Annotated in this window: 18 protein-coding genes; 12 read left to right on the top strand and 6 right to left on the bottom strand. The window is 64.0% G+C overall.

Annotated elements, in window-relative coordinates; all coding sequences use genetic code 11:
• Positions 1-15: 15 nt before the first annotated feature.
• On the bottom strand, positions 16-870 hold the full coding sequence (locus AC04SH_RS03690) for a mechanosensitive ion channel family protein (RefSeq protein WP_488573972.1): 855 nt from the start codon (positions 868-870) through the stop codon (positions 16-18).
• Between the two features lie 243 nt (positions 871-1113).
• Here AC04SH_RS03690 and rsfS point away from each other — a divergent pair, with 243 nt between their 5' ends.
• The 8 genes from rsfS (at position 1114) to AC04SH_RS03650 (ending at position 9340) form a co-directional block, all read left to right on the top strand.
• Positions 1114-1491: a ribosome silencing factor gene (rsfS, locus tag AC04SH_RS03685; RefSeq protein WP_112559829.1), complete on the top strand. Its 378-nt coding sequence runs from the start codon at positions 1114-1116 to the stop codon at positions 1489-1491.
• Positions 1492-1518: 27 nt separating this feature from the next.
• Complete coding sequence (gene rlmH / locus AC04SH_RS03680) at positions 1519-2001, top strand: 23S rRNA (pseudouridine(1915)-N(3))-methyltransferase RlmH (protein WP_488573971.1); 483 nt, start codon at positions 1519-1521, stop codon at positions 1999-2001.
• A 123-nt stretch (positions 2002-2124) separates the two neighbouring features.
• Complete coding sequence (locus tag AC04SH_RS03675; protein ID WP_488573970.1) at positions 2125-3468, top strand: murein hydrolase activator EnvC family protein; 1344 nt, start codon at positions 2125-2127, stop codon at positions 3466-3468.
• A gap of 1 nt (position 3469) precedes the next feature.
• A complete protein-coding gene (locus AC04SH_RS03670) occupies positions 3470-4795 on the top strand; it encodes a S41 family peptidase (protein ID WP_488573969.1) in 1326 nt (441 codons plus the stop codon).
• 246 nt (positions 4796-5041) lie between these two features.
• Positions 5042-6220 carry a divergent polysaccharide deacetylase family protein gene (locus AC04SH_RS03665; protein ID WP_488573968.1) on the top strand — a complete coding sequence of 393 codons (1179 nt, stop codon included), beginning with the start codon at positions 5042-5044 and terminating at the stop codon, positions 6218-6220.
• A 31-nt stretch (positions 6221-6251) separates the two neighbouring features.
• A complete protein-coding gene (locus AC04SH_RS03660; protein WP_488573967.1) occupies positions 6252-6764 on the top strand; it encodes an RNA pyrophosphohydrolase in 513 nt (170 codons plus the stop codon).
• A 74-nt stretch (positions 6765-6838) separates the two neighbouring features.
• Positions 6839-7984 (top strand): alanine racemase, encoded by a 1146-nt coding sequence (gene alr, locus AC04SH_RS03655; RefSeq protein WP_488573966.1) that lies wholly within the window; start codon positions 6839-6841, stop codon positions 7982-7984.
• A 99-nt stretch (positions 7985-8083) separates the two neighbouring features.
• On the top strand, positions 8084-9340 hold the full coding sequence (locus tag AC04SH_RS03650; protein WP_488573965.1) for a D-amino acid dehydrogenase: 1257 nt from the start codon (positions 8084-8086) through the stop codon (positions 9338-9340).
• 3 nt (positions 9341-9343) lie between these two features.
• Here the strand turns inward: AC04SH_RS03650 and AC04SH_RS03645 are convergent, their stop codons facing one another.
• Positions 9344-9751 (bottom strand): phospholipase D-like domain-containing protein, encoded by a 408-nt coding sequence (locus AC04SH_RS03645; RefSeq protein WP_488574244.1) that lies wholly within the window; start codon positions 9749-9751, stop codon positions 9344-9346.
• A gap of 122 nt (positions 9752-9873) precedes the next feature.
• Positions 9874-10755, bottom strand: coding sequence for a LysR family transcriptional regulator (locus tag AC04SH_RS03640; RefSeq protein WP_488574243.1), 882 nt, complete (start codon positions 10753-10755; stop codon positions 9874-9876).
• A gap of 365 nt (positions 10756-11120) precedes the next feature.
• On the opposite strand from AC04SH_RS03640, the gene AC04SH_RS03635 reads away from it, so the two are divergent.
• Positions 11121-12617: a CoA-acylating methylmalonate-semialdehyde dehydrogenase gene (locus tag AC04SH_RS03635; RefSeq protein WP_436261839.1), complete on the top strand. Its 1497-nt coding sequence runs from the start codon at positions 11121-11123 to the stop codon at positions 12615-12617.
• Positions 12618-12681: 64 nt separating this feature from the next.
• On the opposite strand, the gene AC04SH_RS03630 is transcribed toward AC04SH_RS03635, so the two are convergent.
• Both AC04SH_RS03630 and AC04SH_RS03625 read right to left on the bottom strand, forming a co-directional pair.
• Complete coding sequence (locus tag AC04SH_RS03630; protein WP_488573964.1) at positions 12682-13485, bottom strand: SDR family oxidoreductase; 804 nt, start codon at positions 13483-13485, stop codon at positions 12682-12684.
• Positions 13482-13811 (bottom strand): nuclear transport factor 2 family protein, encoded by a 330-nt coding sequence (locus AC04SH_RS03625; protein ID WP_488573963.1) that lies wholly within the window; start codon positions 13809-13811, stop codon positions 13482-13484. Before AC04SH_RS03625 ends, AC04SH_RS03630 begins: the two co-directional genes overlap by 4 nt.
• A gap of 159 nt (positions 13812-13970) precedes the next feature.
• Here AC04SH_RS03625 and AC04SH_RS03620 point away from each other — a divergent pair, with 159 nt between their 5' ends.
• A complete protein-coding gene (locus AC04SH_RS03620) occupies positions 13971-14294 on the top strand; it encodes a winged helix-turn-helix transcriptional regulator (RefSeq protein WP_477235617.1) in 324 nt (107 codons plus the stop codon).
• A gap of 228 nt (positions 14295-14522) precedes the next feature.
• A complete protein-coding gene (locus AC04SH_RS03615) occupies positions 14523-14834 on the top strand; it encodes a hypothetical protein (protein ID WP_477235180.1) in 312 nt (103 codons plus the stop codon).
• Positions 14835-14842: 8 nt separating this feature from the next.
• Here AC04SH_RS03615 and AC04SH_RS03610 read toward each other — a convergent pair whose 3' ends face one another.
• A complete protein-coding gene (locus AC04SH_RS03610; protein ID WP_488553086.1) occupies positions 14843-15532 on the bottom strand; it encodes a GntR family transcriptional regulator in 690 nt (229 codons plus the stop codon).
• A gap of 69 nt (positions 15533-15601) precedes the next feature.
• Between AC04SH_RS03610 and AC04SH_RS03605 the strand changes: the two genes are divergently transcribed.
• Positions 15602-16495 (top strand): dihydrodipicolinate synthase family protein, encoded by an 894-nt coding sequence (locus AC04SH_RS03605; RefSeq protein ID WP_488573962.1) that lies wholly within the window; start codon positions 15602-15604, stop codon positions 16493-16495.
• Positions 16496-16559 lie beyond the last annotated feature (64 nt).

Below are 16559 nucleotides of genomic sequence, written 5' to 3'. Positions count from 1 at the left end.
ACGGGTTCCACAAACCTACTGTCGGGTGGCGGAAGCCTCCTGCCGGGCCTCCGGCGGCGGCGCCGGAACCGAGATGGCCTCGGCGTCGAAGGCCTGCTTGACGCGTTTGGTGAGATCGATCTGGGTGGCGAAGAAATCCGCCGCTGACGTCCAGTAGCGCAAGGTGATGGCGACACTGGCGTCGCCAACAGTGGCGACAAAGGCGATCGGCACCGGCTCGCGCTTGATGCGGCGCTCGCCAGCGGCGACGCCGAGCATGGTCTTCTGCGCCAGGTCGATGTCGTTCCACGAGCCTATGCTCAGCGTGATGTCGGTGCGGCGCACGCCGTTGCGGGTAAAATTGCGAACCGGCTGGTTCCACAGGGTCGAATTGGGCGCCAGCACGTAGACGCCGTCCGTCGTGCGCAGTCTGGTGGCAAACAGGCCGATCTCCTCGATCGTGCCAGCTATCGGCCCGACCTCGACATATTCGCCGATTCGGAATGGCCTGAGCGCCAGGAGCATGATGCCGGCGGCGATGTTCTGCAGCGTGCCTTGCAGCGCCAGGCCTATGGCAAGGCCTATGGCGCCGATCGCGGCAATGATCGAGGCCGTCTGCACGCCGAACTGGCCGAGCACCATGATGACGACCAGGATCAGAATGGCGTAGCGCACGATCTTGGAGAAGAAATGCCGCAGCGTCGCGTCGAAGCCATGGATATGGCCGAGCCCGGCTGAGATTGAGCGTTCGGCGAGACCGGCAACGAGATAGCCGACAACCAGCAGGATGACGGCGCCGACGGCGGAGAAAGAATAGGAAACGATCAGGGTGCTCAGTTGCGCAAGGCCGGCCTGCACGGTGAGAAGCGTGTTTTGGGGGTCGATGGGCATCAGAGAAATTCCGGTTGGCGGGTGCGTCGATAACCCCTGCGGACGCCATGGGTTCCGATTTTTTTGAAGCCCGGCGGAACCGCAAGGTGGGCGCCACGTTCGCGCTGGCAGAGCCTGCGTCTTGAAACTGCAACGGAACTCTGCCTATCTATGGGTGGTCACCTGATTTTCATGGGTGATTTGGTTGTTCTTGCTGCGAAAGGAAATACACTGAGAACAGCACTGCGGAAGAAGGCCGACATCGTGCCTTCGCCGGCCAGGATCAGCGTAGACGACGCCGTATCCCGTGCCATCAAGACAGTCCTTGCCAGTCTGGAAGACTCCAAGGCCGAAAATATTGTCTCAATCGACATTCAGGGGAAATCGAGCCTCGGCGACTATATGGTCGTCGCGTCGGGTCGATCGCACCGTCATGTCTCGGCTGTCGCCGACCATCTCCTCAAGGCGCTCAAGGATGCCGGCCTCGGCATGGCGCGCGTCGAGGGGTTGTCCGGCGCCGACTGGGTCCTGATCGATTCAGGCGATATCATCGTCCATGTCTTCCGCCCCGAAGTCCGCGAATTCTACAATCTTGAAAAGATGTGGCAGGCGCCGGATCTCGAGGAAGAGACCCTCCACTAAGCCGCTCGCGCGGCTTATAGAGGCGCGATGAAAGTATTCGTTCATGCCGTGGGCCGGATGAAGACCGGCCCCGAGAGAGAACTCGCCGACCGCTATTTCGAGCGTTTCGCCAAGAGCGGCCCGGCGATCGGGCTCGAATTCTCCGGTGTCTCCGAGATTGCCGAGGGACGCGCCCAGAACGCCAATGAGCGCCGCCGCGAGGAAGGCCAGAGGCTGCAGGCGCAGCTGCAGCCGGGCACGGCCCTGTTCCTGCTCGACGAACGCGGCAAAAACCTGTCCTCAGACGATTTCGCCAGCCGCATCGGCCAGCTGCGCGATGGCGGCCGCAAGGCGCTGATCATCGCCATTGGCGGCGCCGACGGACACGACCAGCCGCTGCGCGACCAAGCCGATCTGGTACTGTCGTTCGGCGCGGCAACCTGGCCGCACCAGCTGGTGCGCGTCATGCTGGGCGAGCAGCTTTATCGCGCGGCGACAATTCTCTCGGGCCATCCGTACCATCGGTCGTAAACCGGTGGACGCAATCACCGTCATACCGATTTCCGCCCCAATGCGCGGCTGTCTTATGCTAGGCTTCGGTTTCGATCATGGTTGATGGTTCGTTAACGAAGCCACGCATAGAGTCGGGCTTCAATGGCTGACAACGGGAAATCAGGAACGGGCTACGGGCGCGCGCGCTGCGGCATCGCTGTCGCGGCGCTGTTGCTATCGCTTGGGCTTGCGCGGGCGCAGAGCACACTCGATATCGCGCCCGACCCCGATCAGAGCCGGGCCGAATATGAGAAGGTGTCGGCCGAGATCACGCTGTCGTCCGAACGGCTGGCCAAGCTTGCCGCCGACATTGCGGCGGTCAAGAAGGACCATGCCTCGATCACCGCGGCGCTGATCCAATCGGCGATGACCGAGCAGAAGCTCGGCCAGGACATCGAGGATATCGGCGCCAGGCTCGAAGGGCTGAAGGGCGAGGAACAGAAAATCCGCGTCTCACTGGCGGCGCGACGCGACGTGCTGGCTGAAGTGCTGGGCGCGCTGCAGCGCATGGGGCTCAATCCGCCGCCGGCGATCCTGGTCAAGCCGGAAGACGCGCTGTCGTCGGTGCGCAGCGCCATCCTGCTCGGCGCCGTGGTGCCTGAACTGCGCCAGCAGACCGACAAATTGCTGGCTGACCTCAAGGAGCAGGCGCGGGTGACGGCCTCGATCGAGGCCGAGCGGACCCGGCTGACGGCGGCGGTCGGCGAGCAGACGGCGGAAAAGAAGCGGCTCTCCATGCTGCTTGAGGCCAAGCAGAAGCTCGAAGCGGACACCTGGACCGCGATGGTGGCGGAAAAGCAGCGCTCCCAAGCCCTTGCGGCCAAGGCCGGCAGCCTGAAGGAACTGATCGCCTCGCTCGAGGCCGACAAGAGCCGCAAGGCGGCGGATGCAGTTAAGGCAGGCGAGCAGAAGGCGGCTGACGGCGACAAGCCGGACGCGGATACCACTGCGTCAACGGAGCTCGCCTCTCTGCCAGTGCCGGAAGGCAACCGTCTCACTGCATCGGCGCCGTTTTCGGCGCTTCAGGGCCAGGTCGCGCTGCCGGTCACCGGCAAGATCAAGCGCCGTTTCGGGGCCGATGACGGTAACGGCGCGGTGATGCTTGGCGACATGGTTGCGACACAATCGGGAGCCATCGTTACAGCACCTGCGGACGGAAATGTGCTTTATGCGGGGCCTTTTCGCTCCTATGGTCAACTCTTGATCCTCAATGCGGGAGACGGCTATCATGTCGTCCTGGCGGGGATGAGCAGAATCAGCGTCGCGTCTGGCCAGTCGGTGCTCGCAGGAGAGCCGGTCGGCGCGATGGGAGAGGCCCGGGTGGCAAGCACCTCGGCCTCGAAGAATGGAAATGCCACGCCGGAACTCTACGTCGAGTTCCGCAAGGATGGAAAACCCGTCGATCCGACCCCATGGTGGGCGGACCGCTTCTCTGGAAGGACGTGAAATGATGCGGAAACTGTCGCTTCTTATTGCCGGTGCGCTGATGGGCGCGTCAGCGATGAGCCTGGTCTATGGCGCGCCGGGCTCGACGGCGAACGCTGCAGGCTCCGAAACCTACAAGCAACTGGCGATCTTCGGCGACATCTTCGAGCGCGTGCGGGCGCAGTATGTGACGCCGCCGGATGACAAGTCGCTGGTCGAAAACGCCATCAACGGCATGCTCGCCTCACTCGATCCGCACTCCTCCTACATGAATGCCGAGCAGGCGCAGGACATGCGCGTGCAGACCAAGGGTGAATTTGGCGGCCTCGGCATCGAGGTCACCATGGAGAACGACCTGGTCAAGGTGATCACGCCGATCGACGACACCCCGGCCGCCAAGGCAGGCGTGCTGGCCGGCGACTATATCGCCAAGATCGACGGCGAAGAGGTTCGCGGCCTGACGCTGAACGACGCGGTCGAGAAGATGCGCGGCCTGGTCAACACGCCGATCAAGCTCACCATTCTGCGCCAGGGCGCTGACAAGCCGATCGAGCTGACCGTCGTGCGCGACATCATCAAGGTCAAGGCGGTCAAGTTCAGGGTCGAGAACGACGTCGGCTACATGAAGATCACCTCCTTCACCGAAAAGACCTATGACGACCTCGAGAACGCCATCGACACCATCAAGAAGCAGGTGCCGAACGACAAGCTCAAGGGCTATGTGCTCGATCTGCGCCTCAATCCGGGCGGCCTGCTCGACCAGGCGGTGAGCGTGTCTGACGCCTTCCTCGACCGTGGCGAGATTGTCTCGACCCGCGGCCGCGACCCGAAGGATGTCACCCGCTTCGACGCCAAGGCAGGCGACGACATCGGCGCCAAGCCGCTGATCGTGCTGGTCAATGGCGGTTCGGCCAGTGCTTCGGAAATCGTTGCCGGCGCGCTGCAGGACCTGCGCCGCGCCACCGTGGTCGGCACGCAGTCCTTCGGCAAGGGCTCGGTGCAGACCATCATCCCGCTTGGTGAGAACGGCGCGCTGCGCCTGACGACGGCGCTCTATTACACGCCGTCCGGCAAGTCGATCCAGGGCAAAGGCATTACGCCCGACATCAAGGTCGACCAGCCGCTGCCGCCCGAACTGCAGGGCAGGGACCTGACGCGCGGCGAATCGGACCTTAAGGGTCACATCAAGGGCGCCGACGAGAGCGATACCGGTTCGGGCTCGGCTGCCTATGTGCCGCCGGATCCGAAGGACGACCTGCAACTGATCTACGCCGAACAGCTGCTGCGCGGCCAGAAGACCGATCCGGCGTTCCCGCCGAATCCGGAGAAGGCCGTGCTCAACCAGTAAGTCGACCGGCGGGACTCTTTGTTTGGATGCATGTCGATGTCCCAAAACCGGGACCACTTTTGAGCGACATGCATCTGGCTGCCTGATCGAAGCAATGCAATGCTGCCGGGACCGCAAGGTTCCGGCAGTTTGATTCGGAGGCAGTGGCTGGAGAGCGGGGCCTCAAAAGGCGCCGAGGACGCGCCGTCAGTGTTGGATCTGCGCATGGCGAAAAGGTTTCGCTGATCATGCGCCCGGGGATACGGCTTGGCTGACATCGGCAAGGACATAGAACGCCCGCTCGGACAGACCGTCCGGCCGCGCGCTGCGTCGCGCGGGTTGAGCGCCCGTACTGTCGCGACGACACTGGTCGTGCTGGCCGCGCTCGGCATCTCCGGCGCGATCGCGCTTCGCGAAAAGCCGTTCCGCAAGCCCGAACAGGCGGCGGTCTCGACGCCGAAGGTGACGGCGGCGGCGGAGCCTGCCGCGGCGGCACCGACTGCCGCGCCCGCCGCGCCGAAGGCGGAAGCGCCGCCCAAGGCTGCCGGGCCGCAGATCATTCATATGCAGACCCAGGAGGGCGACGGTCCAGCGAATGCGGCCATCGTCATTCATGACCCGTCGACGATCGGTCAGAATCTGAAGATCGCGCATATTCCTGACAAGGCGCTGATCGAGGCCAGCGACACCGGCCCGCTGCCGGTGCGCGCCGCCGACGGCAGGCGGCCGTTCGACGTCTATGCGCGGCCGTGGTCCGGGTCGCGCGGCGCCCGCGTGGCGATTGTCATCGGGGGGCTTGCCGTGTCGCAGACCGGAACCCAGGCAGCAATCGCCAAGCTTCCGGCGGAAGTGACGCTGGCCTTTGCACCGCAAGGCAACAGCATCGGCCGCTGGATGCAGGCGGCACGGCAGAGCGGGCATGAGGTGGTCATGCAGGTGCCGCTCGAACCGTTCGACTATCCCAACGTCAATCCCGGCCGCAACACGCTGACGGTGGCGGCAAGCCCGGACGAGAACCTGAAGAGCCTGCGCTGGGCGCTGTCGCGGACCACCAATTATACCGGGGTCATGAACTATATGGGCGCGCGCTTTTCCGCCGACGCGACGGCGATGGGACCGTTCATGGCCGAGCTCGGCAAACGCGGCCTTGCCTATATCGACGACGGCTCATCCGCGCGGAGCCTGGCGCCCGATCTCGCCTTGAAGGACGGCGTGCCGTTTGTCGTCGGCGATATGGCGATCGATGCCGTGCAGGATCGCGGCGCCATCCTGAAAAAGCTCGACGCGCTGGAAGCCACAGCGCGCGCCAAAGGCTCCGCCGTCGGCATCGGCTCGGCCTTCGACCTCACCGTCGACACGGTTGCGGCGTGGGTGCTCGAGGCGAAAAAGCGCGGCATCGAGATCGTGCCCATCTCGGCGGTGGCGATTGATCCGGAAAAAAATTAGCGCGAACTCCCGAAACGGCTGAACCTAACTGATGGCTAAAAAGATCGATCCCGAGACGCTGCCCTACCGCCCCTGCGTCGGACTGATGATCCTCAATGGCGACGGGCTGGTCTGGGTCGGCCATCGCATCGCCGAGCCGGATAGTGAATTTGCCGGCACGAAGCAGCTCTGGCAGATGCCGCAAGGCGGCATCGACAAGGGCGAGGAGCCGCTGCAGGCGGCCGGGCGCGAGCTCTATGAGGAGACCGGCATGCGCTCGGTCACGCTGCTGGCCGAGGCGCCGCACTGGATCAATTACGATCTGCCGGCCGATCTGGTCGGCATCGCCTTCAAGGGGCGTTATCGCGGCCAGACGCAGAAATGGTTCGCCTACCGCTTTCACGGCGAGACCAGCGAGATCCAGATCAATCCGCCGCCCGGCGGCCATACCGCCGAATTCGATGAATGGGCTTGGCGGCCGATGCAGGACCTGCCCGGCTTGATCGTGCCGTTCAAGCGCAAGGTCTATGAGGATGTGGTGGCGGCATTCCGTCACTTGGCGTAACCAGCTCAGCTGTTGCGGCGTCCACGATCTGTCCGTACTGATAGAGTTGTTTGGTGCTCTGGTCAGGAGCCGGGATGGGCAGCGCCTCGGGGAAGTCACTGGATCCAGCATGTGAGGCCGGCCTGCGGCCGATCAGCGAAGCGGCGGCCGGCGCGGTCCTGACCATCGATCTCGGCGCCGTCCGGGAGAATTACCGGCGGCTGAAGGCGAAGCTTGGCGGCGTGCGCTGCGCCGGCGTCGTCAAGGCCGACGGCTACGGGCTCGGCGCGCGGCAAGTGGCGGCGGCGCTGGTTGCCGAGGGCTGCGACATCTTCTTTGTCGCGCATCTCACTGAGGGTGTCGCGCTGCGCGAGGCACTCGGGCCGCAGCCAGCGATCCATGTGCTGAACGGGCTGCCGCCGGGCTCCGAGCCGGAAGCGATAGCGGCGGATCTTGTGCCCGTCATCAACAGCGCCGGGCAACTGAAGGCATGGAGCGGGGCCGGCCAAAAGGCTGGCCGCAAGTTCAAGGCGGCCGTTCAGGTCGATAGCGGCATGTCACGGCTGGGGATGGCGCCTGCGGAGGTCGAGGCGCTTGCGGCCGATGCCTTTACCGGCATCGACGTTGTCCTGGTCATGAGCCATCTGGCTCGTGCCGACGAACCCACCAATGCGGCCAATGATGCGCAACTCATGGAATTCGAACGGTTGCGCAAAATGCTGCCCAAGGCGCCGGCGTCGCTCGACAATTCCTCCGGCATCTTTCTCGGGCCGCGCTATCGGTACGACCTCGCCCGCCCAGGTGCTGCGCTCTACGGCATCAACCCGACGCCGGACGAGGCGAACCCGATGCTGCCGGTGGTGCGGCTCAAGGCAAAGATCATCCAGACGCGCAGCATCGAAAAGGGTGTGGGCGTCGGCTACGGCCATGCCTTTCTGGCCAGCGGTCCTTTGCGTGTGGCGACGATCTCGCTCGGCTACGCCGATGGCTGGCACCGGCGCGCCGCATCGGCCGCCTGGTTCGAAGGTGTCAGGCTGCCCTTTGTCGGGCGGGTGTCGATGGATTCGATCATCCTCGACATTTCGGCGCTGCCGGCCGGCGGGCTGCGCGAGGGCGACCTTGTCGAACTGCTGGGTCCGTCGCAGAGCGTCGACGATGCGGCTGGTCATGCCGGCACGATCGGCTATGAAATCCTGACCAGCCTCGGCCCGCGCTTTCATCGCCGCTACATCAACGAATAGAGGCGCGACACGCCGCCCCTTGGCGGACGCGGCAAAATCCGGCAGACAGGAGGCGACGGCTTCAGGCTCGGATAAGATGTCGTCGTGGAGAGTGATGCGATGAAGATCTTCGTGTTGGGCGGCGGCGTTATCGGGGTCACCACAGCCTACTACCTCGCCGAGGCCGGCCACGAGGTCACGGTGTTCGATCGCCAGAAGGGGCCGGCGCTGGAAACCAGCTTCGCCAATGCCGGCGAGGTGTCGCCCGGCTATGCCTCGCCCTGGGCCGGTCCCGGCATTCCGCTGAAGGCGATCAAATGGCTGTTGATGAAGCATGGTCCGCTTGTGGTGCGACCGGCCTTCGATCCTTACATGTGGACGTGGCTGCTCAAGATGCTGCGTAACTGCACGGCCGATCGCTATGCCATCAACAAGGCGCGCATGGTGCCGCTCGCCGAATACAGCCGCGACACGCTGAAGGCGCTGCGCGAGGCGACCGGCATCGCTTATGACGAGCGGACCAAGGGCACGCTGCAGCTGTTTCGCACGCAAAAGCAGCTCGACGGTACCGGCGGCGATGTCGAGGTGTTGAAGAAATACGGTGTGCCCTACGAGCTGCTCGATCCCGATGGCTGCATCGCGGCCGAGCCGGCTCTGGCCGGCGTGAGGGGAAAATTCGTCGGTGGGCTGAGATTGCCCGGCGACGAAACCGGCGACTGCAAGATGTTCACCGACAGATTGGCCGAGCTCTGCGTGGCGCGTGGCGTCACCTTCGAATACGGCAGCCAGATCAGGCGCTTCACCAAAAACCGCAATCGCATCGTCAGCTTCGGCACGGACCAGCGCTCGCGCGCGGCCGACGCCTACGTGCTGGCGCTGGGCAGCTATTCGGCACGCTTCATGCGACTGCTCAGGCGTCCGATCCCGGTCTATCCGGTCAAGGGTTACTCGATCACCGTGCCGATCAAGGATGCGGCGGCTGCGCCGGTTTCGACGGTGATGGACGAAACCTACAAGGTGGCGATCACCAGGCTCGGCGACCGCATCCGCGTCGGCGGCACGGCGGAGATTTCGGGCTTCGATCTGCGGCTGCACGAATCGCGCCGGCGCACGCTCGAACATTCGGTCGGCGATCTGTTCCCGGATGGCGGCGACCTCAAGGCCGCGTCGTTCTGGTGCGGACTGCGGCCGATGACGCCGGATGGGCCGCCGCTGGTCGGCCGCACCGAGTTTTCCAACCTCTATCTCAACACCGGCCACGGCACGCTTGGCTGGACCATGGCCTGCGGCTCGGCCAAGGTGCTGTCCGACATCATCTCCAGCAAAGTGCCCGACATCGACGTGCGCGAGTTGGGGCCGGAGCGGTATTTGCGGTAGGGATCAGAACGCCTCCTTCACCCAGCCCTTCGTAAACAGCCACCGGTAGGCCCACGGGATCGTCACCTTGGTCGGGACCGGGTTCGAATGGGCGACATAGTCGTCATAGACCGGTTTCATTCTGGCGTAGAAGGCGGGGTCGAGCACCATCATGCCGTTCTCCAGGTCGTGGAAGAAGCTGCGGTTGTTGAGGTTGACCGACGAGATCGTCACCAGCCTTTCGTCGATCATCATGATCTTGGAATGCAGCACGACATCGGGCGCCTTGAATTCGCGGATGTTGATGCGGTCGCCATATTTCGCGACGAACAGCTTGTTGAGCGCGGTCAGCAACTTGCCGCCAATGTCGCCCTTGAGGTCGATGCAGCCGACAATGTCGATCCTGACGCCGCGCGCCAGAGCCCGCTCGATGGCCAGGCTGAGCTCCGGTGTCAGATTGAGGTAGGGATTGACGATCTCGATATGGTGCTTGCGGTGTCGATCAGCTCGACGAAATAGGTCTCCAGCGCGTGGTTGTCCTCATAAGGCGCAGCCTACACGAACAGCCCGCGTTCGCGTTCCACCGCCTTGGTGATGAAGTTGGCGACGATCTGGACACGGCGCAGCGGCCTGACCGATTCATGATAGACCAGCCAGTAGGCGCGGCGGATCGGAGCCACGATGTCGACGGGGATCAGCTCCGGCATCGAGCGGGCGACGAAGGTGTGCAGGATGCCAATGCCGGCACCGGAGCGCACCGCCTCGGCCTGGCCGAGGGCCGAGGAAATGGCAAAGCTGGTGCGCCAGTCCGGGCTGAACTCGGCGGCATAGTCGAGCGATGGGCTGACGATGAGGTCCGGCACATAGCCGATCAGCGTGTGCTGGCTTAGTTCCGCTGATGTCCGCGGCAGGCCATGCGCCTCGACATAGCCGCGAGATGCAAACAGGCCGAGCGTATAGTCGACCAGCTTTCCCGCCACCAGCCTGCCTTCGCTCGGCCGCTCGACGGTGATGGCGATGTCGGCCTCGCGCCGCGACAGCGAGAAGGAACGCGGCACCGGCACCAGCTGGATGGTCAGTTCGCGGTGCAGCGCCGTCAGCGCACCGAGACGCGTGGCCAGGAAGGCGACGCCGAACCCGTCGGGCGCGCCGATGCGCACCGTGCCGGAGATGTCGTCGCCTTCGCCCGACACGGTCGAGCGCGCAGCGATCATGTCGCCCTCCATGCGCTCGGCAATGTCGAGAAAGCGCTCGCCGGCCGGCGTCAGCTCGCTGCCGGTGGTGAGCCGGCGAAAGAGTTTTGCCCGCAATGCGTCCTCAAGTGCGGCGATGCGGCGCGAGACGGTGGCGTGGTTGAGCTCCAGCCGTTTGGCGGCGCCGAGGATCTGCCCGGCGCGGGCGACGGCGAGGAAGATGCGGACGTCATCCCAGTTCATGGGGACGGCCTTGATGGCAATGACCGGCGCTGTGATCCTTCGCACCCCTCTGTCCTGCCGGACATCTCCCCCTCAAGGGGGGAGATCGGCAGCTTTCTTTCTGCGACGTTGAATATTGTCGAAAGCAGCCATGAGAGCTCAATCTCCCCCCTTGAGGGGGAGATGTCCGGCAGGACAGAGGGGGGTGTGACGAAGCTCAACTTTGAGAAGTCCTGCAAAGATAGGCACGCGCTGTCATTTGCGGCAATTAATGCACACTCATCCTCGGTTGTCTATTTTCTGCACAACGGTTGCGTTCTCCCTCGCGTTGCCTTCGCGCCGGCAAAGGCGTTGAATGCGCCATCACAAACTCAGGGAGAGAAACCATGATCGAATACGGTCATTTCATCGGCGGCAAGCATGTCGCCGGGACCAGCGGGCGCAAGCAGGACGTGATGCAGCCGATGGACGGCACGGTGCGCGGTACGGTGGCGCTGGCTTCGCCGGCGGAACTGCGCGCGGCGGTCGAGAACGCCAAGGAAGCGCAGCCGAAATGGGCCGCCACCAACCCGCAGCGGCGCGTGCGCGTCTTGATGAAGTTCCTCGAACTGGTGGCCAGGGACTATGACGAGCTGGCCGACATACTGGCGCGCGAGCATGGCAAGACCATCGCCGACGCCAAGGGCGACATCCAGCGCGGCCTCGAAGTGGTCGAGGTCTGCATCGGCGCGCCGCACATGATGAAGGGCGAGTTCACCGACGGCGCCGGCCCCGGCATTGACGTCTATTCGATGCGCCAGCCGCTCGGCGTTGTTGCCGGCATCACGCCGTTCAATTTCCCGGCTATGATCCCGCTGTGGAAGATCGCGCCGGCAATCGCTTGCGGCAACGCGTTCATCCTGAAGCCTTCCGAGCGTGACCCGGGCGTGCCGATGCGCATCGCCGAACTGTTCATCGAGGCCGGCCTGCCGGCCGGCATCCTCAACGTCGTCAATGGCGACAAGGATGTCGTTGACGCCATTCTCGACGATGCCGATATCAAGGCCATCGGCTTCGTGGGCTCGACGCCGATCGCCCATTACATCTATTCGCGCGGCACGGCGGCGGGAAAACGCGTGCAGTGCTTCGGCGGCGCCAAGAACCACATGATCATCATGCCCGACGCCGACATGGACCAGACGGTCGATGCGCTGATCGGCGCCGGCTACGGCTCGGCCGGCGAGCGCTGCATGGCGATCTCGGTGGCGGTGCCTGTCGGCAACGACACCGCCAACCGGCTGATGGAAAAGCTGGTCCCGCGTGTCGAAAGCCTAAAGGTTGGCCCATCGACCGATTCCTCCGCTGATTTCGGCCCGCTGGTGACGCGCCAAGCTCTGGAGCGGGTCAAGGGCTATGTCGACATTGGTGTCAAGGAAGGCGCCAAGCTGGTCGTCGACGGCCGCGGCTTCTCTATGCAGGGCTACGAGGACGGCTATTATATGGGCGGCTGCCTGTTCGACAACGTCACCGCCGACATGCGCATCTACAAGGAAGAGATCTTTGGACCGGTGCTCTCGGTGGTGCGGGCGCCGACCTATGAGAACGCCATCAAGCTCGCCAACGACCACGAAATGGGCAATGGCGTCGCCATCTTCACCCGCGACGGCGATGCCGCGCGCGACTTCGCTTCCCGTGTCCAGGTCGGCATGGTCGGCATCAACGTGCCGATCCCGGTTCCGATCGCCTACTACACGTTCGGCGGCTGGAAGGCGTCGTCCTTCGGCGACCTCAACCAGCACGGCCCGGATGCGTTCCGCTTCTACACCAAGACCAAGACGGTGACGTCGCGCTGGCCGTCCGGCATCAAGGATGGCGCGGAATTCGTCATCCCGACGATGAACTGACGTCTGGTACTTGTTCCACGATCAGGGGCGCAACTTAGTTGCGCCCCTGATTTTTTGCATGACGTCACACCGTCGGAATCGTACCGCCGTCGATGACGTATTCGGCGCCGTGGATCGCCGAGGCGCGGTCGGAAACAAGGAAAGCCACCAGTTCCGCAACCTCTTGCGGCCATGCCGGCCGGCCGATCGGGATGCCGCCCAGCGCATCCATGATGCCCTGGCGGGCGGTTGCCTCGTCCGAACCCGAGTGGGATGCCAGCCGCTTCACCATGGCTTCTGAAGCGGTGGTGTGGATCCAGCCCGGCGCCACGGTGTTGACGCGGATGCCTTTCGGCCCGAGCTCCTTGGACAGCGCCTTGCTGTAGGTCGATAGGGCCGCCTTGGCCGCCGCATAGGCGATGGTGGATTCGTGCAGCGGCAGGCGGCGCTGGATCGACGATATATGGACGATGGCGCCGGAGCCTTGCTCGATCATATGCGGGACAAGCAGGCGATCGAGCCGCACCGCCGCCAGCAGGTTGAGGTTTAGTTCATCTTGCCAGGCCTGCTCCGGCAGTCCGGCAAATCCTCCGCCTGGGCTCTTCGAACCACCGACGCTGTGCACGACGATGTCGATGCCACCAAGCTGCTCCAACACACTTGCGGCGACTGTCTCGGTGCCTGCCAAGGTGCTTACATCGGCCTGCACGAACATCTGCGGCGATGGCGCGTCAGGGCTAGCAGAGCGGGCGGTCGTCAGAACGGCCGCACCTGCCGCCGTAAGCCGGTGAACGATGGCTAGGCCAGCACCCTTGGTGCCGCCAGTGACCAGAACCCGCTTGCCGGCAAATTCCTGGGCGTCGACCGCAAATTTCTGGACGATGGTCATGCGCCGATCTCCAGCCGCGCGATCCGGTCGCCCGCCAGCGTGAAGTTGTAATGGAGCGTAGCGGGGCTGCCGCGGAAATTGCCTGAGACGAGGCCGGCGACCCGCCAAGCCTGACCATTGGCCGTCGCGTCGGCGACCTCGACCGTCACCCGGTATTTGCGTGTGGTTGCATCCATCCAGTCGCGGATGGCGGCCGACCCCTGATGGACTTCGCCTTCGTCGCGAACCGTCGCATCCGATGCGAAGGGGGTGAGCATGGCGTCGATGTCGTGCCGGTTCTTGGCAGCAAAATAATCCGCCAGCGGCTGGGGAAGTTTTACGGTCATGGATCTCGTCTCCGGTTCCGGTTGTCGCTCCACCGGTTCGACGTCGGCGGTGCTTGCTCGGTCCCTAAAGTGAGATATGCTGCGGAAATGACAAGAACCGACGAAAAGGTAAGGTACTTACCCGAAAGTAAGGTTGGGCCTGAAAGCAAGGACGAGCCGCTGACACCCTCATCGGCGGCAAGCGGCGTGGAGAATGTGCTGCGCATCCTCGAAGGCCGCTGGAAACTGGTGATCCTGTTTCACCTGTTCGGCGGCAAGGTGCTGCGCTTCTCCGACCTCGAACGGGCGATCCCGGCAATCTCGCAAAAAATGCTGATCCAGCAGCTGCGACAGATGGAGGCCGATGGCATCGTGCGCCGTATCGTGCATCACCAGGTGCCGCCGAAGGTCGAATATCGCCTGACCGACTGGGGTCAGGCCCTGTGCCCGGCGCTCGATGCCCTGCTGAAATGGGCAGCACTTCGCGAACCGGCGGAAGTCTGACGCCGACCGTTGTCCTGCAACGCGCCGCAAGTCCCGAAATGGTGCTTGTTTTCGGTTCGGGGCCTCACCATATCGATTCAAGGGAATGATAAATTTCCCTGACGACAGACCGGAAAACCAGAAGGAGTGACGTGATGAAGACGTCGAACCCGGCCTGGAACGTTTCGGTATATTGAGGCTGCCCCATGTGCCTCCCTTTGCCGGAACGCCAAGGCGAAGGAGGTGCCCATGGCACACAAATTTTCGTTTCGATGGATCAGGATAGCCGCGATCGGCACCGCGCTGGCGCTGTCGACGCCATCGGCGCAGGCGCAATTTATCTGCGGTGGCCACAGCGACCTCGTCGCGGGGCTGGCGCAGGCCTTTCAACAAAAGCAGATCGGCTACGGTGTGGTCGGCGAGGCCGCCATTGTCGAGATCTATGTTGCGGCAAATGGGACCTGGTCGATGCTGGTGACCGACGTGAAGGGTCGAAGCTGCATCTTCGCGACCGGTGACGGATGGGAGAATACCGCCATCGCCACCGCGCAAGGGATCTGATCGCCCGTTCAGCGCGTCGCCGCCGTCTCGGCATGGCCACGCAGCAGCGCCATCAGCCGCTTGGCGTCCTTGGCGGCGGCTTCCTCGTCGCCGTCCAGGATCGAGCGGATCAGCGCGACGTGGTGCTCGGCGGATTCGGCAAGGCCAGTGTCGGCCTTGTAGCGGAACCAGAAGCGGCGGCTGTGGGTCTGCAAGGGCGCGGCCAGCCGCGCCGCGAACGGGTTGTCGGCAGCCTGCGCCAGCGCCTCGTCGAGCGCCTTGTCGGCCTGGATGAAGGCCAGCACGTTGCCCGAGATGACCGCCTTCTGCATGGCAAGTGCTGCATCGTGAAACATGTCGGCGGCCTCGCGGGTGACGAAACGGGCGGCTGAGCGTGCCAGCACCACCTCGACGCCGCGGCGCGCGTCAAGCACGCGCAGCCAGTCGCCGGGGTGCAGCGGGGCAATGGCGATGCCGGCGCGTGGCCTTATGTCGAGCAAGCCTTCCCAGGCCAGGCGCTGGATCGCCTCGCGCACTGGCGTGCGGCCGAGGCCGAGCCTTTCGATCAGGGCGCCCTCGGTGACAAAGCTCGCCGGCGCCAGTTCCAGCGTCACGATCATATGCTCGAGCGCGCGATAGGCCTTGGTGGCAGCCGGCTCTGGGGATGCAGTGTCGGTGGATATCAAAGGTCCGCTCCTGATATATTTTAGATATATCATAGCAGATTCCGCATTGACAGTAGATTTCTTAGCAGATATACGGCTGATATATCAGATGGAGAGATAGCTATGTGGACCGGAGTTTTCCCCGCCGTCACGACCAAATTCACTGCCGACGACCGCCTCGACCATGCCGAGATGGAGCGCTGCTTTGCGTTACAGATGGAGGCCGGCTGCGACGGCATCATCGTCTGCGGCTCGCTCGGCGAAGGCCCGATGCTGTCGCATGACGAAAAGATCGAGGTGCTGAAGACGGCACAGAAAGTCGCCGGGAACAAGCCGGTGCTGCTGACGGTCAACGAGGCCGGCACCCGCGAGGCGGCAAGCATCGCCAAGCGCGCCGCCAAGGAAGGCGCCAACGGGCTGATGGTGGTGCCGAGCCCGATCTATCACACCAACCCGGAAGAGACCGTCGCCGCCTTGCGCGCCGTCGCCGCGGCCGGCGACCTGCCGGTGATGATCTACTCCAACCGGCTCGCCTACCGCGTCGACGTCACCGTCGACCAGATGGAGGAACTGGCCACCGACAAGCGCTTCGTCGCCATCAAGGAATCGTCCGACGATATCCGCCGTTCCACCGAGATCATCAACCACTTCGGCGACCGCTACGACCTCTTCACCGGCGTCGACAATCTCGCTTTCGAGGCGCTGTCGGTCGGCGCCATCGGCTGGGTGGCAGGTCTGGTCACCGCCTTCCCGCGCGAGACCGTCGCCATCTACCAGCTGATGAAGCAGGGCCGCCGCGAGGAGGCGCTTTCGATCTACCGCTGGTTCCGGCCGCTGCTCGATCTCGACGTGTCTACCTATCTGGTGCAGAACATCAAGCTTGCCGAAGTGTTCGCCATCCAGACCAACGACCGCGTGCGCATGCCGCGCCAGCCGCTGTCGGGCGAGCGCCGCAAGACGGTGGAAAAGATCGTCACGGACGCGCTGGCAGTACGGCCGAAGTTGCCGACGTTCTGAATTGTCAATGCTGCAGGCCCCCTCATCCGGCCGCTTCGCGGCCACCTTCTCCCCGTTGGGGAGA

The organism is Mesorhizobium sp. CNPSo 4688, assembly GCF_057784295.1.
The sequence above is the reverse complement of the archived record's forward strand: the minus strand, read 5'-3'. Positions and strand labels throughout refer to the sequence as shown.